The sequence below is a fragment of the Mesorhizobium sp. M0676 genome (genome assembly GCF_040320535.1).
Taxonomy (GTDB): domain Bacteria; phylum Pseudomonadota; class Alphaproteobacteria; order Rhizobiales; family Rhizobiaceae; genus Mesorhizobium.
The window spans coordinates 18,576-40,714 of the sequence record NZ_JAMYPU010000038.1; the positions used below are offsets into that span (position 1 = coordinate 18,576).

Annotated in this window: 11 protein-coding genes and 6 pseudogenes; 3 read left to right on the forward strand and 14 right to left on the reverse strand. The window is 60.1% G+C overall.

Features of this window, described 5'->3' with window-relative positions:
* Nucleotides 1-1,695 carry a GMC family oxidoreductase gene (locus tag NKI35_RS28130; protein WP_352742016.1) on the reverse strand — a complete coding sequence of 565 codons (1,695 nt, stop codon included), beginning with the start codon at nt 1,693-1,695 and terminating at the stop codon, nt 1-3.
* A gap of 745 nt (nt 1,696-2,440) precedes the next feature.
* Here NKI35_RS28130 and NKI35_RS28135 point away from each other — a divergent pair.
* Nucleotides 2,441-3,151, forward strand: a pseudogene (locus tag NKI35_RS28135) (IS5 family transposase); the annotation flags it as partial.
* Between the two features lie 34 nt (nt 3,152-3,185).
* Here NKI35_RS28135 and NKI35_RS28140 read toward each other — a convergent pair.
* The 3 genes and pseudogenes from NKI35_RS28140 to ggt all read right to left on the reverse strand — a co-directional run bounded on the left by NKI35_RS28140 (nt 3,186) and on the right by ggt (nt 7,326).
* Entirely contained in the window at nt 3,186-4,169 is a 984-nt protein-coding gene (locus NKI35_RS28140) for a 2-dehydropantoate 2-reductase (protein WP_352742032.1), read from the reverse strand.
* Nucleotides 4,169-5,690: pseudogene (locus NKI35_RS28145) on the reverse strand (acyl--CoA ligase). The gene NKI35_RS28140 and the pseudogene NKI35_RS28145 overlap by 1 nt, the downstream one beginning before the upstream one ends.
* A 49-nt stretch (nt 5,691-5,739) precedes the next feature.
* Nucleotides 5,740-7,326: a gamma-glutamyltransferase gene (gene ggt, locus NKI35_RS28150; protein ID WP_352742018.1), complete on the reverse strand. Its 1,587-nt coding sequence runs from the start codon at nt 7,324-7,326 to the stop codon at nt 5,740-5,742.
* A 768-nt stretch (nt 7,327-8,094) separates the two neighbouring features.
* Here ggt and NKI35_RS28155 point away from each other — a divergent pair.
* Nucleotides 8,095-8,629, forward strand: a pseudogene (locus NKI35_RS28155) (transposase); the annotation flags it as partial.
* Between the two features lie 257 nt (nt 8,630-8,886).
* Here the strand turns inward: NKI35_RS28155 and NKI35_RS28160 are convergent.
* Nucleotides 8,887-9,911, reverse strand: a pseudogene (locus NKI35_RS28160) (IS110 family RNA-guided transposase).
* A 45-nt stretch (nt 9,912-9,956) separates the two neighbouring features.
* Here NKI35_RS28160 and NKI35_RS28165 point away from each other — a divergent pair.
* A pseudogene (locus NKI35_RS28165) lies at nt 9,957-10,395 on the forward strand (IS630 family transposase); the annotation flags it as partial.
* Nucleotides 10,396-10,416: 21 nt separating this feature from the next.
* On the opposite strand, the gene NKI35_RS28170 reads toward NKI35_RS28165, so the two are convergent.
* The 9 genes and pseudogenes from NKI35_RS28170 to NKI35_RS28210 all read right to left on the reverse strand — a co-directional run.
* On the reverse strand, nt 10,417-11,202 hold the full coding sequence (locus NKI35_RS28170; protein ID WP_352742020.1) for an SDR family oxidoreductase: 786 nt from the start codon (nt 11,200-11,202) through the stop codon (nt 10,417-10,419).
* Between the two features lie 50 nt (nt 11,203-11,252).
* A complete protein-coding gene (locus NKI35_RS31400) occupies nt 11,253-11,402 on the reverse strand; it encodes a hypothetical protein (protein ID WP_502897182.1) in 150 nt (49 codons plus the stop codon).
* Between the two features lie 823 nt (nt 11,403-12,225).
* Nucleotides 12,226-13,086 (reverse strand): ectoine/hydroxyectoine ABC transporter substrate-binding protein EhuB, encoded by an 861-nt coding sequence (ehuB, locus tag NKI35_RS28180; protein WP_352742022.1) that lies wholly within the window; start codon nt 13,084-13,086, stop codon nt 12,226-12,228.
* 743 nt (nt 13,087-13,829) lie between these two features.
* Nucleotides 13,830-13,958, reverse strand: coding sequence for a hypothetical protein (locus NKI35_RS28185; protein ID WP_352742024.1), 129 nt, complete (start codon nt 13,956-13,958; stop codon nt 13,830-13,832).
* 127 nt (nt 13,959-14,085) lie between these two features.
* Nucleotides 14,086-15,281, reverse strand: a pseudogene (locus NKI35_RS28190) (amidase).
* 781 nt (nt 15,282-16,062) lie between these two features.
* Nucleotides 16,063-17,370, reverse strand: a complete 1,308-nt coding sequence (gene ectB / locus NKI35_RS28195; protein ID WP_352742034.1) for a diaminobutyrate--2-oxoglutarate transaminase — start codon at nt 17,368-17,370, stop codon at nt 16,063-16,065.
* A gap of 1,330 nt (nt 17,371-18,700) precedes the next feature.
* A complete protein-coding gene (ehuB, locus tag NKI35_RS28200) occupies nt 18,701-19,588 on the reverse strand; it encodes an ectoine/hydroxyectoine ABC transporter substrate-binding protein EhuB (RefSeq protein ID WP_352742026.1) in 888 nt (295 codons plus the stop codon).
* An 836-nt stretch (nt 19,589-20,424) separates the two neighbouring features.
* Nucleotides 20,425-21,555, reverse strand: a complete 1,131-nt coding sequence (locus NKI35_RS28205) for an NAD(P)/FAD-dependent oxidoreductase (protein ID WP_352742036.1) — start codon at nt 21,553-21,555, stop codon at nt 20,425-20,427.
* Between the two features lie 228 nt (nt 21,556-21,783).
* Nucleotides 21,784-22,139 (reverse strand): M20/M25/M40 family metallo-hydrolase (locus NKI35_RS28210; protein ID WP_352742028.1); only part of this gene is annotated, 356 nt, incomplete at its 5' end.

Sequence of the window (22,139 nt, forward strand, 5' to 3'; positions counted from 1 at the left end):
CTAGCCAGGGTCTGTCGTGCCACGCCCTTTCAAAATCGTGTCAGCCATCTTCTCAGCCACCATAATCGTGGGGATGTTTGTGTTGGCCCGGGGGCAGAACGGCATCACCGAGGCGTCAGCGATTCTCACGCCGAAAACGCCGCGGACGCGACCTGACGGATCGGTCACAGCGAAGGGATCCGAGATCGCCCCCATCCGGCAGGTCGATGTCGGATGCCAACTGGCCGCTACGTTTCGGCGGACAAAGAGATCCAGACGCTCTTCATTGTCGAGCAGATTCGAGATGGTTTGACCATTCGTGATGACATGCTTCACGAGGCTGCGGCGCAAGCGCGGTGAACTGTCCATAAGCAGTGCCAGCGCTGACGTCAGGCTGTAGTTGACGCGATTGATCTTGCTGACCTGTTTGGCACGCCAATTCCAAGCCGAGGGGAACGGATCGAGTGCGACCGCCGAAAGCGACTTTTGTTTCAGCAAGTGCGCAAGGAATCGAAAACCACTCTTCAGTCGCTCGACGTCCCGCTCGTCGCTCAACCAATTGAAATCCACCTCCGGCTCTATGGCATGAGAGCGATCCTTCAGCGTTACGGTTCCTGCGGAATAGCTACGGTTGACCCACAGGAAGAGGGAGCCAAGACACTTCCCGAGCGGATGCCAGGCCGACTTGGCAACCGCAGAAATCGCCATATCCGTCGAAGGACATCCTTCGTAACCCGACGAGTAACGTGCATGCATCTGGATGTGACCACTGACATTGGGTGCCATGCGATTGTTCGGCTCCAAATATGCCGAAATGGCGATCCCCGGGTGCTCCTGGAGGCCTTGGCCAACACCCGGGACGTCCGCAATCACTGGAATGCCAAGCTTTGTGAGTTGTTCAGCTGAACCGATCCCGGAGCGCATCAAGATGGCTGGCGAATGCAGAGCTCCAGCGGTGAGAACCACGGTCCAACCCCGATAGGTCCGCCGGCCGGAGCTGTTTTCCGTCTCGACGCCAGTGACGGCCTGTCCGGAAAAGATAAGACGTACCACCGAGGTTTTCGGCAAAATTTTCAAATTGGGCCGCGCGCGCACGCTTTCGGTCAAGTAGGCCATTGCCGTAGAAGCCCGACGACAGTTGTAATTGGTCAACGGCACAACGGAATATCCATCGCCGAACGCACCATTGAAATCCGGCCTGAAATGAATACCCGAAGCCTCATACGCCTTCGATACAGCCTGGATGAAGCCCGACCATTCCGATTGTCGAACACGTCTTATCGGCAGAGGACCATCCTTGCCGTGAAATTCGCCACCGAAATCCAAATCGCTTTCGAGGCGACGGAAATAGGGCAGAACCTCTTGCCAACCCCAGCCTGCAGCACCGCTCGAGGCCCATTCATCGTAGTCTCCAGGACCACCGCGGTTGGCCACTTGGGCATTTATGCTGGAACCGCCGCCCATGACGCGGGCCTGCTCGTAGTGGAAGGCCTTTCGGCCGTCTCGCACCAAGGTCGCTTTGAGGGATGACCACTGATAATCGGGGTTGAAGTAGGCGCGAGTAGGATCGCTATCGAGGATGTCGTCAGGGACGGCGTTCGGCGGCGTATCAGGACCAGCCTCGACGAGCAGCACACGACTTCCATCGGCAGAAAGTCTGCTCGCCATGACGCAACCAGAGGAGCCACCGCCAACAACCACGTAGTCGAATATCATACGATACCTTTCAGTAGGCGAGGGCTGAGAGCGCACCTGGTTGCACGTATGAAGGAGCGGCGCCATCGTCCATCTCGCTGCCGCATGAACTCAAAATGCTTCTCTCGCGCAGTTGCATGCAAATTGAGTCCCCGCCCTTCTGGCGGGACTGCCCGTCGCGCCTCTATAGGTAAGCCCCACCCCGGCCTGCGGTAAGAGTGCCTCAGAACCCGTCCCCTTGCGGCTGCCCCAAGAAGGCCGGTTGACACCGAAATGTCCCGTGCAGTCTCCAGCCTGGGATATCCTCGGCACTAGCTCTCCTTAATCCCTTTTACTCCGCGGCCCAGCAACTCACTGCAACTCTCGCGCTTGCCTAAACGCTCTTCTTTTTGTGTTGCGTCGGCTGCCAGTTTAGCAAGTGAGACTTGCGGTAGCGTGTCATGGCATGAATCCGTTTCGTTACGCGTTGCAGAATGAGCGCACAGCGCTTCTCGATCTACAGCAGACGCGGGACCTGCTTCCAAAAGCGGGCCGCCAGCTGAAGTCATTTCGGAATAACAAATACTGTCCGATATAACAAGACGTTCAAGGCTCCGTGCTTCGTGAAATATTATGATGTACTTTTATTCGTACTTTAATATTAAAGGAGCTCAGAGTTCACCCGGCGTTGTATCGTGCACAAAGGAGATCGGGGGTTGAGAGACCGTTTTGAAAATCGCCTGGCTATTGGGTTCCGTCTGAGGCCTGGTTATGATTCACGGTGTTGATGTGGACAGAGCAGAGCCGTGGGCGGATGGCCCAGATGCCAAGAAGACCAAGCGCTACCCGTCTGATTTGACGGACGAAGGGTGGGAGCAGTTCGTACCGCTGATGCCCAAGCCTGGGCGTCGCGGCCCTCCGCGCGAGGTTGATTTCCGGGAGGTGGCCAAGCCGTGCGCTACCTGGTCCGCTCCGGTTGCGGTGGCGAATGCTGCCGATCCATTTCGGCCCTGGCAGACGGTCTACGGCTGGTCTCGCGAGTTGGCGGCGTTTTCTGCTCCAGACTATCAGCGACGTGGCGCTGATGCTGGATCGCGAGCGAGCCGGGCGCGAGGCCACTCCCACGGCTGGCGTGATCGACAGCCGTCGGTCAAGGCTCCGCAAGCTGAAACAAGCGGTTACGACGCCGGCAAGAAGATTGTCGGCCGCAAGCGACACATTGCCGTGGATACGGATGGGCGGCTGTTGATGGTCAATCTCACCACCGCCGATATCTCCGACAGTGCCGGCGCTCAGGCGATCCTGGATGGTATCCGCAAGCGCTGGCCTGGGTGAAGCTCTGTTCGCCGACGGCGCCTATGACCGGCTGAAGCTCGTGGACAAAGCCACCTATCTCGACTTCGTGGTCGAGATCATCCGTCGATCCGACGACTTCCAGATACGACCTGCTAGCGTAGAAGATCCCAGGTCGTTCGTGATTCGTGGCTGGTTCTTCAGGAAGGTTCCGAAGGCCAGAGGCCAAAAAACTCATGCTAGGAAGAATAGCAGCCGCGCTGTATGGCAAGGCGCCGTACCAGCGCCAGCACGCTGTCTATGGTTGGCGTCGGGTGGCCAGTCAAGCGGCCAAGTTCCTGGACGGCGGTGACCAAAGCATCGATTTCCATCGGACGACCACGCTCTAGATCCTGCAGCATCGAGGTCTTGTGGGCGCCAACGTCTCCGGCGCCTTTAATACGGCGGTCGACGCCGAGCAGGAAACGCACGCCCAAGCTCTCGCCGATCACCTGCGCTTCCAGCATCATAGTGCGGGCGACTGAGTGCGTGCCCTCATCGCTGACGATGTCGGCAAGCGTGCTGCCGGTGAGCGCCGAGATCGGGTTGAAGGACAGATTGCCCCAAACCTTTACCCACATCTCGCTGCGGATGTCGTCGCGCACAGGGGCCTGCAGTCCCGCCGCGACCAGCTCCTCGGCAAGCCGCGTGACTCGCTCGCTCCTTTCGCCGGAGGGCTCCCCGAGCGAGAAGCGCTTGCCCTCGATGTGACGGATCAAACCGGGCTTGTCGACCTCGACCGCGGGATATACCACTGACCCGATGACTCGGTTCGGTCCAAGTCTCTCCCAGATGCGACCGCCCGGATCGACCGCCTGCAGCCGGGTGTCTTCGAGCGGCCCACCGAGCCTATGGAAGTACCACCACGGCCCGCCGTTCTGCATGGTGACGACTGTGGTCTCCTCGCCCAGAAGCGGCGCGATCTGGTCGAGCGCCGGCCCGATCGAATGGGCCTTCAGGGCGAGTACGACGTAGTCCTGAATGCCGAGTTCCTCAGCCTGCACAGCAGCACGTACGGGAACGGCGGTTTCCTTGCCGTCCTCGATCAGGCGGATCCCGCCGGACCGGATCGCTTCGAGATGCGCGCCGCGCGCCACGATCGACAGGTCGGTCTTGCCGACGAGAGCAAGCTTCGCTGCGAGGTAGCCGCCGATCGCGCCGGCGCCGAAGACAGTGATGCGTATCATCCCAGGCCGAGTTTCGCCGCAAGCCCGACGCGTTGCAACTTGCCCGTCGCGCCTTTCGGGATTTCGTCAAGGATCCTGCGCGGCAGCTTGAAGTCGGCAAGCCTGTCGGAGGCGAAGCTGCGGATTTCACTCTCGCTGGCGGCGGCGCCTTCGCGCAGCACGATCGCGGCGGCGACCTCCTCGCCGAGCTTGTCGTGCGGCATCGCGAAGGTGACGACCTGGGCGACGGCGGGATGGTCCATCAGCACCTCGTCGACTTCCAGCGGCGAGATCTTCTCGCCGCCGCGATTGATGATTTCTTTCAGCCGGCCGGTGACGCGCAGATAGCGGTCATCGTCGAGCACGCCCTGATCGCCGGTGTGGAACCAGCCATGGGCGAAGGCCGCGGCGTTCGCATCCGGGTTGTTTTCGTAGCCAGCGGTCACGTTCGGGCCGCGTATGACGATCTCCCCCGTATGGCCGGGTCCGAGCAGCCGCCCGTCAGGCGCCATGATCGCGACCTCAGGCCCCGCGGCGGCGCCGACGCTGCCGGCCCTGCGCGGGCCCGGCGGCAGGCGGTTGGACGCCATCTGGTGCGCGGCTTCCGTCATGCCGTAGGATTCGATCACCGGGCAGCCGAACACCGATTCCAGCTCAGCTATGACCTGCGCCAGAAGCGAGGCCGACGACGAGCGGATGAAGCGCAGCCGCGCTTTCGCCACCGCTTCGGGATTGCGTGCAGCCCGCGCGAGTATTGCCTGATGCATTGTCGGCACGGCCGTGTACCAGCTCGGTTTTGCTTCGCTTAGCGATAGGAAGAAACGCAGCGCGTTGAAGCCAGGCGTACAGAATACGCTGCCGCCAGCAGCAAGCGAGGAGAGCACCGCCGCGATCAGCCCGTGGATGTGGAACAGCGGCATGATGTTGAGGCAACGGTCCGCTGGCGTCAGGCCAAGTGTCGCGCGGATGTGAGCGGCGGAGGCCGCAAGATTGGCGTGGCTGAGCGGCACCAATTTCGGGCGGGACGTAGTTGCCGGAGGTATGGAGGAGAAGCGCTGTATCGCCGTTCTCGGCAAATCCCGACGATACCGGCGCCCCGACCGGATCACCATCGATCGAAAAGACGCCGGCCGGCACACCGTCTGGCACGAGGAGCCGCCGCACGCGGATGCCGAGACGTCCAGCAGCCTCGACCGCTGGTCCAACCTCATCCTTGCCGACGAGGATCGCCTTGACGCCGATATCGCCCAAATAGAAATCGAGCTCGTCGGCTCGATAGGCCGGATTGAGCGGCGCGGTCGAGGCGCCCGCGGCCACCGCCAGGAACGCCGCCGCCATCTCCGGGCCGTTCGGCAGCACGATGGCGACGCGATCGCCGCGACCGATGCCGAGCGCATTGAGCTGCGCGACGGTCTCTCGGATCAAGTCATGCAGATCGCCATGCGAAAGTGTCGCCCGGCCCGGCGCCAAGATCGCCGGCGCGTCTGCGATGCCAGAAGAAAGACGGTGGGCCAGGTAGGTATTTTTATTTCCAGTCATGGTTCCCGTCTATGTTCGATGGATAGGTCCACTTCCAGCAAGCGGGTGCTCAATAGCCGAGCGCGAGTCCGTCCTTGCGCGGGTCGGAAGCGCCGGTCAGCGTTCCCTCCTCCCAATCAATAAGCACCGCCTGCCCGCCGCCCAGCGGGCGACGCGACTCCACCACCTGATGGCCACGCTGGCGCAAGCCTTCGACCGCGCGGGCGCCAACGCCTCGCTCGGCCTCCACGACGTCGCGGTTGTAAAACACGCGCGCGGCATCGATCGCTTCTTGCGGGTCCATGCCGAAGTCCATCATGTTGGTCAGCAGATGGACATGGCCGAAGGGCTGGTAGCCACCGCCCATGACACCGAAAGGCATCACCGCGCGGCCATCTTTCGTCATCATGCCAGGCATGATCGTGTGCATCGGCCGCTTGCCGGGCGCAATGCAGTTCGGATGTCTCGGATCGAGCCGAAAGCTGCTGCCGCGATTCTGCAGGACGACGCCCGTCTTCGGACCCACGACACCGCTGCCGAACGAATCATAGGTCGAGTTAATGAAGCTCACGGCGTTGCGATCACGGTCCACGACGGAGATGTAGACCGTGTCGCTGCCCGGCAGTTCGAGGCGCGGCAATTCGGTCATGGCGCGCTGCGGGTCGATGGCGGCGCGCAGCTGATCGGCATAAACACTGGAGAGCAGTGTCTTTACCGGCACGGCGACGTGATCCTGATCAGCAATCAGGTTATCGCGGTCGCGATAGGCAAGCCGCCCAGCCTCGACCTCCAGATGCAGCCGCTCTGCGCCCCTCGGATCGAGCGCAGCAAGGTTGAAGCCAGAGAGCACATTCAGCATCACCAACGCGGTCAGACCTTGATTGTTGGGCGGCATCTGGTGGATCGCGTAGCCCCGATAGGACGTGCTGATCGCGGTCTTGTAGTCACCTTTGGTGGCGGCGAAGTCGTCCAGCGTGTGCAGCCCGCCAAGCTGACGCAACCGGCCCACGATATCATCGGCGACCTCACCATCGTAGAAGCCGGCGCGGCCCTTTTTAGCGATGATGCGCAGTGTAGCCGCCAATTCAGGCTGGCGGTGCACATCGCCAGCCTTGGGCGGCTTGCCACTGGGCAGGAAGATGCGCGCCGCCGCCTCGTCGGACGACAGATCGGTTTTGCATCCTAACCAGTCGAAGGCAACACGGTCGTGCACGACGTAACCGCTCTCCGCGTAATGGATTGCGGGTGCTAACACGTCGGCGAGACCTTTCCGACCGTGGTCCTCCAGGAGCCGGCACCAGGCGTCGACGGCGCCGGGAATCGTGACCGCGTGCGGACCTTGCTTGGGAACTTCGCTGAAGCCGTTCTCCAGATACCAGTCGGCCGTGGTTGCGCGGGGTGCACGGCCCGAGCCGTTGAAGGCGAGCACATTCCCCTCACCTTTCGGGCAATAGAGTACGAAGCAGTCGCCCCCGATGCCGGTCGATTGCGGCTCAACGACGGCTTGGACGGCCGCGGCGCAGACAGCGGCATCCATGGCATTACCGCCGGAGCGCAGCAACTGGATGGCTGCAAGCGTCGAGAGCGGGTGAGACGTTGCAACCATGCCTTCGGTGGCGCGGACGGGCGAGCGCCCTGGAAGCTGAAAATCACGCATGCGGTTCTGGGTATCCCTATATCCAACGTCCGCGGCCAAGAAGCTGGGCGCGGTCAACATGCCGATCGACGGCGCGACCAGCCAAGCGGCGATCGTCGGGCCGATCTAGTCGCGCAGCGCGCCTGAACATGCGCCGCGTCAGTGGCGTGGTCCCGCCGACGGAATTGCAAACATAAAGTCTTGTACCAGTCGTTCACTAGCAGCTTGCGCTGAAGACTTGACTAAGAAGACAACCTGCCCTTCAGCAACCGGATGCTTTCTGTAATCGTTCTAGGTCTCGTCTATGTTGACTATCCATTATACGCATTGCTCAGGCCCGCCCGGCGAATGTAGCAGCGTGAAATGAGCCGCTTGCGCGAATTATGCCCCCTGAACGCAGAAAACTGGCGTTTTCCCGCTGTCTGCACATATTTTTCCCTATTCGCTGGTCCGACGCTGCCTGCACTGTCTTGTTTGGTTCGTCACTTCAGCCCGTGACAGCATACTCTCAACCTCGGCCGCGATGATGCCGGCAATAGCCGAAGATACAGCGTCCAGAACTCCAGAACCCATCCGCCGTGGAGGTGGCGCAAGTCGCCAGCGCCGCGCATCAGTTCTAGATCGCCATTTTGGTGTCCACAGTACTTGAATGCATCGAAGGCCGCATCGAAATGCTGCTGGGTCTGCGTATCCGCGTCATCTAGAGCACGTCCTGTGATCGATGAATCGATTGTGATGTGACGGCTGCGTTTTGTGCTGATTCAACATCCACCTCGATGGAGGTGGACGATGGGAAGAGCATTGAGCGGTGATCTTCGGTCGCGGGTCTTGAAGGCTTCGGACGAGGGCATGTCGGCGCGGCAAGCGGCGGCGCGGTTCGGCGTGGAGTGTCCAGCGCGATCCGCTGGATTGCGCGGGCGAAGATCGGCGAACTGGCGCCACGCCCGCAGGGCCGCCGTCGCGCCTCCAGCCTCGATGCGCATGAAGCCTTCATCGTCGGGCTGATCGAGGAGCGCAAGGACATCACGCTGAACGAGATGGTGGAGCGGCTCGTCGCCGAGCAGTCAGTGCGGATCAGCCGCAGCGCCTTGAGCGCCTGGCTTCGCGGTCACGGCTGGACATTCAAAAAAAGTCCGCGCACGCACTGGAGCAGGGTCGCCTCGACATCCTGAAGCGGCGCCGGGACTGGTTCGACGGCCAGCTCGATCTTGATCCGGCGAAGCTCGTGTTCATCGATGAGACCGGCCTCTCCACAAAGATGGCCCGCCTGCGTGGAAGAGCGCCGCGCGGCGAGCGCTGCCGGGCCGGCGTGCCGCATGGCCATGTATGGACGCCCCTCGGGCAAGAAGAATCTTTGGTACAGGCTGTTGCGCGTGATCGGGTGCTGCCATGTGTTCGGCCTCTCTTGCGGCTCGTCATGGCCGCGGGCCCGTATGGGAGTTCGAGGATCGGGTCCACATCACTGGAACGCGCTGGAAGCGCTCCCCATGCGCCTGGTTCTCCTGATCCCGCCTCACCGACGTTGCGCCATACCTGTCCTTTGACCTCCTCACGCCGCCAACGGCCTCGCGCCCGTCCCGCTCAAGCGGGCACGACCGCAGCCCGATAGCTTTCCCCCTTCGTTAAAAGCGCCCAGACTATTCGGGCGTTCTTGTTCGCCAGCGCCACGATCACCAACATCGGCGGTTTGCGCTCGAGCATCCGGCCGAGCCAGGATCCTTTAGGCACCCCTTTGCGCTTGGCCCACCGCACCACGGCGCTCGCTGCGATAATAAGGAGCCGCCTCAGTGTGCGCTCTCCCATCCGAGATGTTCGGCCCAGTCGTTCCTTGCCGCCCGTAGAGCGCTGAACCGGCGTTAATCCGACCCAGGCAGCGAAATCACGGCCCGATCGGAACGTCTCCGCTGGCGGCGCGAGCGCCTCTATGGCGGTGGCGATCAGGGGGCCGATCCCAGGCACGCTCATCAGACGCCGAGTCGCGTCGTCGGCTTTGGCGCGGGCAGAGATCTCCGTATCCAGCGCGGCGATTTGGTTCTGCAGATGGCGCAACCCCTCGGCGAGGAGGGCAAGGCAGGAGCGAGCAGCTTCCGGCACACTCGATGTGGGATCCTCGATTTGAGCGATGAGGCGTCCGATATGGAAAGGTCCTTGCGGCGCGATCAGGCCGTATTCGGAAAGATGGCCGCGGATCGCGTTGATGAGTTGAGTGCGCTGGCCGACCAGGATATCACGGGTCCGGAAGATCACGGCGGAGGCCTGCTTGGCTTCGCTCTTCACAGCCACGAAGCGCATGGTCGGGCGCTGCGCCGCCTCGCAGATCGCCTCCGCATCGGACATGTCGTTCTTCTGCCGTTTGACGAAAGGCTTCACATAGGCGGGTGCGATCAGCCGCACGGTGTGGCCGAGCTTCCCGATCTCCCGACCCCAGTAGTGGGCACCCGGGCATGCCTCCATTGCCACCAAACACGGTGGTTGGGCGGCAAAGAAAGCCAGCACCTGGTCGCGCCGCAGCTTCCTGCGGAAGATGACCGCTCCGGCAGAGCTCGCTCCTGTGCTTGAAAGACATTCTTGGCCAGATCCAGGCCGATGGTGCTAACTTCCGTCATAGGCGCCTCCTTTAAGTGGCTGAGAACACCTCCACTCTGGCACATCGATGCCGTCGGGGGCGTCCACCCCATCACTGGAAGACCACGACCTTCACCGGAGCGCTGCGGCTGACGGGCATGACTGCGCCCTTCGTCTACGACGGCGCCATGAACGGCAACGTGTTCCTGGCCTATGTCGAGCAGGTGCTGGTCCCTACATTGTCGGAGGGCGACGTAGTCGTCATGGACAACCTGCCCGCCCACAAGGCCGCCGGCGTGCGCGACGCGATTGAGGCCGCAGGCGCGAGCCTGCTCTACTTGCCGCCCTACAGTCCCGACTTCAATCCGATTGAGAACGCTTTCGCCAAACTCAAGGCGCTGCTGCGAGCAAAGGCCCAAGAGAACCATCAAGGCTCTCTGGGACGCGGTCGGCGCGGTCGTCGACCTCTTCACCCCAGCCGAATGTGCCAACTACTTCAAAGCCGCAGGATATGAACCGGATTAAACAGGACGTGCTCTAGTCGGATTACGTAACAAGGCGGCTACTGCCCCCATCAATCGTGATCGTGGTTCCATTCAGGTATCTTGCGCGATCGCCCACTATGAATGCGACTAGTTCTGCAAGCTCATCGGCCGCTCCGATCCGCCCCAAGGGATTAGCGGTGGCGACTCGTCCAGTGGCGGACGGTCTATCAAGTCCCTCATTAACCATCAGGTCCTCAATTCTCCTGCGTACCCTGCCGGTATCGAAATATCCTGGCGCTACAACATTTACACGAACACCGCTTCCTGAAAGGGAATCTGCAAGATGCTTGGCCACTATTGCTATTCCGGCCCGCATGACATTTGACACAAGTCGGTGATCTGTCGCTTCGTGAACGCCTGTAGTCGTCAGGTAGACGATATCCCCACCAAGGTCTGACGCTTTCATCAGTCTGGCTGCAGCTCGCGATAGCCGAACTGCACTCATAAGCAACATCTCGTAGGACTGATCCCAATCCCTGTCACTTAATGTTTCGATAGTTCCGTATGGCGCGTGACCAGAATTCACGATGAGGCAATCAAGGCCTCCCAACAGTTCCAGTGTGCGATCGAACAACATGTCAACATCCGCTCGCCGCGAAAGATCGGCAACTATGCCGTGAGCAAATGCGGATCTCGAAAGTAATTCAGCGACAGCTAGATCCAATTTTGACTGATCGCGACCACAAATGACCACTTGCGCCCCATCTTCCGACAACCTTTTAGCAATTGCGAAACCTAGTCCTCTGCTACCGCCAGTAACAAGGACCTTTCGGCTACTTCTATCCATTGAAGCCGTCTCCCATTGGCTGCTGTAATTCTGTGCTTTGCGCGACTGGTTCACCTGCTCGGCGGGCAAATAACGGCGAGGTCTTCGGTGTTCTCGCCAATGCCTGTCGTTGAACTATTCAAAGGGCGGTCGGCAATCATGCCGCCGATAGGAAAAGCCGAAATCGCTGCTGCAGAGGGCGCATTGCAGACATAGAGCATGCGCGGGGTTCCAGGAAAAGGAAGTCAGGCGCCATCGTCCCAATACCGCTTGTGCGCGTATGCCAGCTTCCATCGGCTGGAGATCGGAAAGCCGCAGGGGAAGGGCAATAGCGCTGGCAGGAAGACATACCGATCGCTAAAGAGCCTTTTATCCAGGCCTGATGTTCCGGGCCAAGCTGATCAAGAACCCCAGGAAAGCGGCCACATTGACGAGGTCGCGGAATGAGACCGACCCCTTCGGATTTCTCGTGCGAGTCCTTTCCAGCAGCGCATCCCGATTTCTTGGCCTTCATTTACGTCTACGCGTTGTTCGTCTGCAAACAATGCGAGCGATTGCAGCGGGAACGAAGAAGCTCGTTCCAACATCGAACTCATCCAAAAGCTCCCAAATCCGAGGCATCCCCCGTCGGCTCCCGTACTGGCCCGTTGATAATCCGCTGAAGGCGCAGCGTTTGCCGTCGTGCCTTGCCCGCTCTGACTTTGTTGACGCGCCCGCCAATGGTTTCAGGGCCATTCCCAGGAATTGAGCATGGTCGAATTGGGCACTTAGCTGGTCGTGCACAGTGTCTGCTTCGACGTTCGGGATATTGGCGACGCCCAACCAGCGTAGCGGCCAACGGGCGAGACCCGGACGTCCGACGATTTGCCTCAAGACGATCGCCAGGGTGCCCCCCCCGGGGTCACGACAATGGTGATCAGCGACACCTCTGGCGCGCAGCTCCGCGCGTTGAAGCCGAGATCGAGTTCGTCCACGTTTGTACCCTCGCCCTCGCGCTCTCCGGCCTGGGCCGGGGAGGCGGGCAGGCGCACGCGTGGCTGAGCTTCACCCCTTGCAGATTTCGGCGGCCTTGGTGTCGTCCCTCAGCATCGCCTTGGTGAAGCCGTATTTACCGACCGACTCCAACATCTGGTCGGAGCCGGTATAGGCCTTCAGCACCTCGTTAAAGGCGTCGACCGTCGCCTGCTGGTCGGGCGGAAAGGCGAGGCCGACATAGCCTGCGGGAAAGAGGCCGTCCTCGGCGCGACCGATGAGCGGATCGACGATTTCTACGCTGGGGTCCTTATCGGCGAACGCCTTCATCGTGAAGTAGTCGCCCACACCTGCAGCCGCGCGGCCGGCTTTCACCGCCTGCAGAACTTCCGCCGCTCCGGCGACCTGCATTATCTTATTGTCGGCGATGCCGGCTGTTTGCGCATTTTTGACGGCAGTCCAGCCCGAGCCAGTGACCATGGTTAGACCCTTGTCGCGCAGATCGTTATAGGAGCGTAGGCCTTCCGGGTTGCCCTTTGGTACGAGCAGGGCCCCTGTTACCTTAGCCAGCGGCTCGGTGAACAGCACATTGCGGCAGCGGTCGGGCGTGATGTACATGCCACCGGTGATGATATCGAAGCGACCGGCCTGCAGGCCGGGGATGAGCGAGCCCCATTCGGTGACAACCGGCTCGACCTTCGTCGTGCCCAGCTTGTTCAGAATGTCGACCGCCATGGCATTGACGAAGCCGAGCGGCTCGTTGTTCTCACCGGGATAGGCCCAGGGAATCTCGTTGGAGAAGCCGATTCGGACCGTCTCACCGTTCTTGATCTTATCGAGCAGCGACTGCGCCGAGGCTAGACCGGCAAACGGGGCGATTACCATCGCAGCTATGCCGAGTGCAGCCATTCCCCTCAGGATTGCACGTCTCAAGACATCACTCCTGTTCCTAAGGTGTTGCCACTTATCCATCCAATAGTTCCTCCTTTTTGTTTTGCCGCGGGCCCCACCAACCACACCGTGAGACGACCTCATATCCATTTTGTTCAGATGAATTATGATGCGGCGGTTCCCTTGCTATGCGGGCTACATTGGGGTTTGTCCATCTACCTTTGTTCGACATGGGACCGCTCAGTGCCCACTATACTAGTGTAGTAGGATTTGTGCGCCACTTTGCGCGAACATGCCTCTTGGATGCAGGAAATCGGCGTCTTTTCACGGTCTGCGCACATTTGCGCCCGCACGGCGTTCGGCGTAGCGCACCGCTTTCTGGTGTAAGGGGAGGTTCCTGACTCTTCCGTGATCAGGTTCATCCGGACACGCTCGACCTTAGTTAGAAACACGACAATCTTCATGTCCAATGCCTTGCCCGCCAGATTGATGACCACGAAGGTCGTTTCGCTTCAAGATGTAGACGTGGTCGCCTTAGAGTGACGTCGCGTAGACGCCTGCAGCCGACGATCTTCAGCACGTGACCAATGCGGCCTACCTGTGCTGGTAGAGGTCACGGTCTGGGACGCTTACAGATTTTCCCACGAATCTTGGTTGGTTCATTTGTGCAGGGCGTTGCGGGCGGAATGAGGACCTCAACGCTTTGGGGAGCGCCGGATTGACGTCGAATGAGGCCCTTTCGTTCGAGGGTCATGACCATCTGGTGAACCGACGGCGGACTGACTTCACGTGGCTTCGGCGGGCCGGCGCCGAAACATGTGCGAATAGGCGTAGATGACGGCCAGGTACTGGCCCTGGTTTTCGGTAAAAGCCCTAGTCGATGGGCGGGTGCGCAGCGCCTGATTTTGATTCATATTTTGATTTCGTCCCAAGCCTACAACGAGGGAAGTCAGCAGGAGCCTCGTTGTTCTGCTCTCCGTGGCCGCAACTCTCTTGCAGACAAAGAAGTCGACGCAGAGAAAGCGAACCTAATACCGCCCTTTAGCAACCAGATTCGGTTCCCCGCGCATCGATCGGTGTTGAAGGGCGCACGTCCAAAATATCCTCCAGAACCTTGGCGCCAGCAAGTAACTGAGCCTCGCCACGCGGCGCGGCCACGATTTGCAATCCGACGGGCAGGCCAGACTCGGTGAAGCCGCATGGCAACGACAGCGCCGGACAGCAGGCAAGCGTAATCGCATAGGCGATACCGAGCCATTGCACGTAGCATCTCGGCGCGCTCAATCTGTTCGACCGTGAGCCGCAATCCCGCTTCGATATTCCAGATGACCTCCGGTTTTATCAGTTCGCGATGCTTACGCAAAAGCACTCCCATGCCGGCGTACTCGAACGCTCGCAGCACATGGAAGCACTCATGCGCTTCGGCAAAATCCGGATGCGTTTCTTCGACGATCGCGCCTGCCTCTCCAAATCGCTCTGCTGCCGCGCGTGTGATTGCAGCGACCTGTGGGTCAACGGGCGTGATCCCAAGATCAGGCGAATAGGCGACGCGTTTGGGCTTTTTGCCTGAGCGCGCGGCCGAAAGGAACGAGTCGGTGATGGCCGCTCATTGCATCAAGCATCAAAGCAACATCTTCAACGTTGCGCGCCATCGGTCCGGCCAAGCCAAGCGTGGCGTCGACCTTGCTCATTGGCGTACGCGCCACCCGGCCAATGCTGGGTCGTAGACCCACCACGCCGCAAAAACTTGCTGGATTCCGCAACGAGCCCCCCATATCTGAGCCTTGTGCAAGCCAAGCCATGCCAGTGGCGAGTGCTACTGCCGCACCACCGGAGGACCCGGCGGCGGAACGTGATGTATCCCAAGGATTTAGTGTTGCACCGAACACCGTATTGAAAGTATTGCCGCCGGAACCGAATTCTGGCGTGTTCGATTTGGCATAAATCAGTGCGCCATTTTCCTCCAAATGCTCGACCAAAAGGTCTGACCGCGCCGGGATGTTGTCCTTGAAGATGGGTGAGCCCGAGGTGTTGCGCACGCCAGAGACGTCCGTGAGATCCTTGATCGGCACCGGCAGTCCCGCTAAAGTGCCGCGCTCGGCTATGGGCTTTTTCATGAGTTCCGTTGCTGATTTCCGCGCACGGTCGAAGCATAGCATCGGTAAAGCATTGACCTTGCCGTCGACATCCGAGATCCGCTTCTCCAAGACATCCAGCAGGTCGACTGGAGTAACCATACCGCTTGATAGCTTCTCTACGATTCCGCGCGCACTGTCTCGGATCAGTTCCTGCTGGCTCGTTTTGTTTCTTCTGTTCCTCTATACGCTTGGCCAGATGACAGCGACAGGATTTCGGTCGCGTTTTGACTGGCGAGCTATTCGTGCAGGCATGCGGCACCGAGCATTTAATAGCCGGGCGCAAGACGATCCTAAATCATATAAATCACCCGGCGATCGGTGCTTCAGCGCCAACGATGGTCCGACGTGGCTGTTCATAAGCACCAGGTTTCTATGCTCGGCACGCACGTTTCCATGCTATGAGTGACATTGTATTGATTCAACCTCACTCTTGCTCATTTTCCATCTGCTGAATTCTTCTGCAGCCACACGCTACCGCCACTGAAGGAGGCCGGCTGAAAGCGCCGAGAGCGGCTAAGTGCACAGACACTCAGCAGATGAATCCCCGGCAGGAGACTAAGCTCGCTGCCGGGGCCGGTACGCCTAGGGAGGTGGCGTAGTCGGAATCCTTGCGTATAAGGCTATCTGCGGCCGACGTGGCCACGTTATGCGCGCAGCCTCCACGTGCGCGCCGGGTCGTTGGGTTTGTCGCCATCAGGACGGTCGCACACTCCTGGACATCTGCCGGGCTCACGACTTGAAGCAAGGATCTAATGGGCCGCTCGGAACTTGCCCGACACAAATATCGGCGGGCTCGCTACTGAACCGACGATACATTGGTTGCCATTTCTATGTGCCTCTCGCCGCAAAAGTTGTAGTGCTTCACTAGCGGAACGCCCCCTCAAAGGGTTGCCGCCACGCTGCCTTGCACCGCGCTGATGCTGTCGCGAACGATAGATAGACCACGGCGGAGCTCATCCTCGGTGATCGTCAGAGCAGGCATGGACTTGAGTACCTCACCGTACGAGCCGGCGGTCTCCATTAGCAAACCGCGGTGGAGAGCCTCCTGCGCTATGAGGACCGGCAATGAACGGTGCTTTGGCGATACGAGGCCATACATCAATCCGCGGCCTCGTACGCTGAAGCCAAGGGCAGGGAAATCGTCTACGATCGACTTTAGTTCCTCAGCCAGGATAGCGGACTTGCGAGCGATCTCGTCCTCAAACTTGGAGTCGGACCAGTAGGCCTCAAGAGCCGCACGGGCGGTTACGAAAGCGAGATTGTTGCCTCTGAACGTACCCGTGTGTGCGCCAGGAGCCCAAACATCCAGTTCAGGCTTAATGAGAACAAGGGCCATCGCCGTTCCGATCGCCGACAAAGACTTGGAGAGCGTGACGATGTCTGGCACGATTTTAGCCGCTTCGAAACTGAAGAAGCTACCCGCGCGACCGACACCGGCCTGGATGTCATCAAGGATCATCAGGATCCCGTGCCGCGATGTCAGGTCACGCAGCCGTTGCAGCCATTGAACGCTAGCAACATTGATGCCCCCTTCACCTTGGATTGCTTCCAGGATCACTGCGGCAGGTTTATCGAGGCCGCTGTTTGGATCCTCGAGCAGCTTTTCAAAGTAGTCGATCGTGTCAACTGAAGCGCCGAGATAACCTTCGTAAGGCAAACAGGTCACGTTCGCGAGAGGAAAGCCCGCAGCTGTACGGTGCTCCTTGTTTCCGGTTACCGCTAATGACCCGGTGCTCTCCCCATGGAACGAATTCGTGAACGAGACAATGTTCGACCTTTTTGTCACTTGGCGTGCCAGCTTTAGCGCCGCCTCGACGGCGTTGGTACCGGTAGGACCAGTGAACTGCAATTTATACGTTAAGCCCCGGGGCTTCAGAATATACCGCTCAAAAGCTTCGATGAATGCCTTCTTGGCGGTCGTAGCAAGGTCGAGCGAGAAAAGTATTCCATCGCGCTCGATGTAATCCAGCAATGCCCTCTTGAAGACTGGGTTGTTGTGCCCGTAATTGAGCGCGCCTGCGCCTGCGAAGAAGTCAAGATATTCCCGACCGTCTGAAGCCATCATGCTGGTGCCAACCGCACGATCGAACAGGACTGGATATACCCGGATGTAGCTGCGCACCTCGGATTCGAGGCGATCGAAGAGCGCGAAGGTTACATCCTTTGCAGGCGAGAGTTGCTTGTTCATAGCGGCGAAATCCTTCGAATTGGCGGCCTGCAAACAGGTCAGGCCGATCTTCATATGGGGTATTGGACGGCCAGTGCCGCTCCGCGAATTTAGCGCGTCCTATGAGACGGTTTGCGCGAATGCCTCATCTATAGGCGCAGGAGATCGGCGTTGTAATACCAAATGCGCATAAAAGCCGCGTTCTGCTGGCACAGGCGGGAGATTTGGTCTGCGGAGATCAACACGGGCGCGCCGCCGTGTGGGATGCGTAACTAAGTGGCGATTCTTGCCAACTTCGCAGTTCCTCAACGGTCAGCGTTGATTACCGCACTCCGTGATCCGGGAGCTATCCGCCCATGGCGCCCGGCATGATTCCGGACGGGCTGCGTAGTTGACGGCATTCTCAAGGGCAAACTGCGCGTCCGTCAACTTCAGGATGTCGATTGGTACCAAGCGGTTGAGCCGGCGTGCAAGAACGGCTTCGACTCAGCTTGATGATTCCAGCTGCTCGCTTGGTGTTTTCCCAAGGGGAGCATCCTGGCCAACAAATTGCCGTTGTCGTCATCATCACGGCCGGATCGGTTGCCGAGGAGAAAGGAGTGATCGTGTTTTCGACGCGCGCCGCGACCGATGACGGGGCTTGTCCGCTCTGCGGCGATCGTCCGCACATGTCCCCAGCCGGTCTGTCATAACGGTTTCGGATCTGCCTTTTTGCCGGCAAGGGTCGAACTTGGGCGGATCGCCCGCCGCTTCCTCTACGATACCCCCGTTTTGCCGCCGCCAACTCTTGCCGAGCGCTTCGGCGATGGCGTTGTCGCCGAGCGACCTTGCCAGACCTCAGCTGGAGTTGCCTTGCCTGACATTTTGTGCTGGCGCGGCGCTCCGCGGCTGATGGTGCCTGCCAGCAACGACGCACTTTTGAGTGTCGTGCCACGGCGAGCTCGCCCTGAGGCCGATACGCTGCGGGTTGTTGGCATCGAGGATCGGGGCTCCCAGCTTCAGGCGCTTGGGCTGTCGGCGAACATCTGGGGTTGAGAACCCAGACCGAACAAGGCGGTGAGGCCGCGATTGTGACCGATTTTTCGCGGCCTGCCGGAAGTCTGCGTCCAGGGATTACGGGCAGCACACCCACCCTGCGTGCGGACATGCCTCACTCGAAGTCTTTACAACACGAACCCGCAGGTCACTGCTCAATGTCCGCCCCAATTCTGGGAGACCTCGAATAGGGCTATCACCAACCCGACGTCACTTTACAATCGTTCATCTATAATAGACAACGCGGCTGCACTGGAGCCTCCCCGGCACGAGAGCGGGGAGGCGATCATAGTCATGGAAGGCAATTCTGCCGGCCTCAGCCCTTGCAGAGCCCGGCGGTCGTGTGGCTCTCCGGCGGCAAGTTTGCTTTGGTGTAGCCGTATTTTCCGACCGACTTCATCATCTCGTCGGAGCCGAGATAATCCTTTAGCACGGCATTGAAAGCATCGACCGACGCCTGCTGATTGGGCAGGAAGGCGAGCGCGGAACTAGGCGGCTCGACGGGTTGGGTGAAAGGATCGGCTAGCTCAATGCTGTCATCCTCGTCGGCAAATCTCTTCATGGTCCAGTAATCGCCGCCGCCGACGGCGGCGCGGCCGGCCTTCACAGCCTGCACGACCTCCACCGCTCCGGCGACCTGCATGACCTTGTCGTCGGGGATGCCGATTGTTTGCGCGTTGCTCACCTCAGACCAGCCGGAACCGGTGACGAACGTAAGTCCTTTGTCGCGCACGTTCTGGTAGGAGTGCAGTCCTTCCGGGTTGCCCTTGGGCACGATCAGCGCTGTTATGGGGGTCACGATCGGATCGGTAAACATCACGTTGCGGCAGCGCTCGGGCGTGATGTACATGCCGCCGGTGATGATGTCGAAGCGGCCTGCCTGCAAGCCAGGAATGAGCGAGCCCCATTCGGTGACGACCGGCTCGACCTTGGTCGTGCCCAACTTCTTCAAAATGTCGATCGTCATGGCATTGACGAAGCCAAGCGGCTCGTTATTCGTGCCCGGATAGGCCCACGGGTTTTCATTGGAGAAGCCGATGCGAACAGTCTCTCCGTTCTTGATCTTATCGAGCAGCGACTGCGCCGAGGCCAAACCGGCAAACGGGGCGATTGCTAGCGCCGCTATGCCGAGTGCAGCTATCGCCCTCAGGATTGCACGTCGCAGGGGATCATTCCTGGTTTCGTGGCGTTGCTTCCTTTTCATCTTTAGCTCCTCCCAGCTCACGTTATTGTTTCGAAATGCGGGACCAAACTCGCGGCTCGATACTTCTGGGACCTCGTGCCGGGACCGGACAGCTCAGTGCCTGCTTCGTGAAATTAGCAGCGTCGGATGGTCCGTTTCCGCCAATTACAATGTATGAGCGCAGGAAACCCGCGTTTTCTGCGCGCCTGCGCATCCTAAAGTGCTGTTGGTGAGAAGAGATCCCTACTCAACCGAAACTGTCAGCTGGACACCTCCGAGCGATGGATTGCCGCGTCCCAAAGCGGATTGAAACAGCCAAGCAGGTCCAGCGTGGCATGGGAAATCCACCAAGCTTCCGATCCCAGCGGAAGGTGCAGCTACCCTCATTGGTGCTGGCGGTCAAAAACCCAAGCTAAGTGCAGCAGAAACACTGCGGACGGCGCCTGCTTATAGACCTCGCCGCACGATCCGTATCGAGAGGAACTCACCGGCACTCACCGGATGATTGCCACGGTCCCCATCCCATCTGAGCAGACATCTACATCGCCTCGAGCCAAATTGCGCAGCATCTGCCGCGTCCACGGGCACCGCAAGCATCTTCGCGCCGGTAAGCCGATGCGGACGGGTACTGTGGAGTAGCCCTTTCGGCTCACGTTGTTGCCTTTTCACTGCAGTCGGTCTGTCGGGCCTCTTTCGTCATCGGTACGTCGCTGCTGAATAGAATAGGCGGCCTGTGCCTTCTCGACCGCGATCTTTTCGTCGGCGCGCTCGGCTGGGATCGTATCGAAGGCGGTGTGGCGGCAGGGGAGGAGTGGCTTCTGTAGTCAGGTCTTCGAAAATATGACCTGGCCGTGCCCTCATCGCGTCCTGGTTGCAGTCGCGGTGAGAAGCCGAGCCACCTCCTCGGCGATCGCAAGCGACGCGGTGAGGCCCGGGCTTTCAATGCCGAAAAGGTTCACGAGCCTGTCGATGCCGTGGGCGTCGGGCCCCTGAATCATGAAATCGGCGGACGACTCGCCCGGACCCGAGAGTTTGGGCCGTATGCCGCTATAGGTTGGGCTCAGACTGCCGTCGGCGAGGTCGGGCAAGTATTTGCGGATCTCGCCATAGAAGTGCTCGGCGCGGCGCGCATCGACCCTGTAATCCTTGGCCTCGATCCATTCCACATCGGGGCCAAAGCGCGTGCCGCCATTGAGGTCGAGCGTCAGGTGAATGCCGAGGCCGCCCGGCTCAGGAACCGGATAGATCAGACGTGAGAAGGCCGGACGTCCGGTCACCGAGAAATAGTTGCCACGCACATAGTAGAGCCGGGGGACGAATTTCCGCTCCAGCCCTCCGAGCGAAACGGCGAGCGCGTTGGCGTCGAGGCCAGTGGCATTGACGAAATATCGGGCGGAGATGTCGTAGTCGCTGCCGGTGCCGTGATCATGAGTCTGTAGTACGAAGCGGCCCGGCTCGATCCGGCCCGATACGATCCTGGTGTTGAGGCTGAGGTAGGCGCCTTCCTCTTCGGCTTCCCCGAGCAGCGCAAGCATCAAGGCGTGGCTGTCGATGATGCCGGTCGAGGGCGACAGGACGGCAGCCGTACAGCGCAGGGAGGGTTCCAAGGCGTGCGCTTCGGCGGCGCTGAGTCTGATGAGATCGCTGACGCCGCAACTGGCGGCCTTCGTGGCGATCGTTGCGAGCGTCGCTTCCTGCTCGGGGAGCGTCGCCACTATCAGTTTGCCACAGCGCTTGTGCGGGATTCCGCGCTCAGCGGCGTAACGATAGAGCTTCGTGCGGCCGTCGACGCAGAGCTTCGCCTTGAGGCTGCCGGCCGGATAGTAGATGCCTGCGTGGATCACCTCGGAATTGCGGGAACTTGTCTCGGTGCCGATTGCATCCGCCGCTTCGATTACGATCGTCTCTATGCCGAGCCGCACGAGTTCCCGGGCGACGGCAAGGCCGACAACACCTGCTCCCGCGACGATGCATTCGACGCTATCCATCCCGATTTGATCCTGACTGGCGGATGTCCGGTTAACGCTCCGGCGCCGGGTGTGCAAGAAGCTGATCGGCCGGGTGGCGACCGTCTTCATCCAAATTCGATGTACCGCCACACCATCTGTCGAGCCGGTCTTTTTCTAAAATCAATTTCTGATCGGTTCTGTCCCAAGGGTGCCGATCTGGTCCTCAACATCTGACATCCCGACCATAGTACTTGCCATTCTCACACCTCAAGCCGCGAGCGTGTTCTCTACAAGCTTGATCCAGAACGTTGTGCCGAACGGAATTGCTTGGTCGTTGAAGTCATAGGCGGCGTGGTGCAAACCGGCGCTGTCACCGTTGCCGCATCTGATGAAGGCACCCGGCCGGACCGCCGCCAAGTCAGAAAAATCCTCTCCCCCCAGTACCGGCGGCGTCTCGACCACTTTGTCTTCACCGGCCACCTCCTTGGCCACATTCATCGCCAGCTCGGTCGGCACCGGATGGTTGAAGACAGCGGCGTTGCTGCCCTCGATAGTAAGAGCTATCTTCGCGCCAGTGACCTGGGCGATTCCGGCAACCACCTCAGCCATGCGTTTCTTGACAA

What these genes read in the sequence shown, in the direction of transcription:
- NKI35_RS28130 (WP_352742016.1), bottom strand. Translation starts at nt 1,695, where the DNA reads ATGATATTCGACTACGTGGTTGTTGGCGGTGGCTCCTCTGGTTGCGTC.
- ggt (WP_352742018.1), bottom strand. Translation starts at nt 7,326, where the DNA reads ATGCGTGATTTTCAGCTTCCAGGGCGCTCGCCCGTCCGCGCCACCGAA.
- NKI35_RS28170 (WP_352742020.1), bottom strand. Translation starts at nt 11,202, where the DNA reads ATGGATAGAAGTAGCCGAAAGGTCCTTGTTACTGGCGGTAGCAGAGGA.
- NKI35_RS31400 (WP_502897182.1), bottom strand. Translation starts at nt 11,402, where the DNA reads ATGCTCTATGTCTGCAATGCGCCCTCTGCAGCAGCGATTTCGGCTTTT.
- NKI35_RS28185 (WP_352742024.1), bottom strand. Translation starts at nt 13,958, where the DNA reads ATGAATCAAAATCAGGCGCTGCGCACCCGCCCATCGACTAGGGCTTTT.
- ectB (WP_352742034.1), bottom strand. Translation starts at nt 17,370, where the DNA reads ATGAACAAGCAACTCTCGCCTGCAAAGGATGTAACCTTCGCGCTCTTC.
- ehuB (WP_352742026.1), bottom strand. Translation starts at nt 19,588, where the DNA reads ATGAAAAGGAAGCAACGCCACGAAACCAGGAATGATCCCCTGCGACGT.
- NKI35_RS28205 (WP_352742036.1), bottom strand. Translation starts at nt 21,555, where the DNA reads ATGGATAGCGTCGAATGCATCGTCGCGGGAGCAGGTGTTGTCGGCCTT.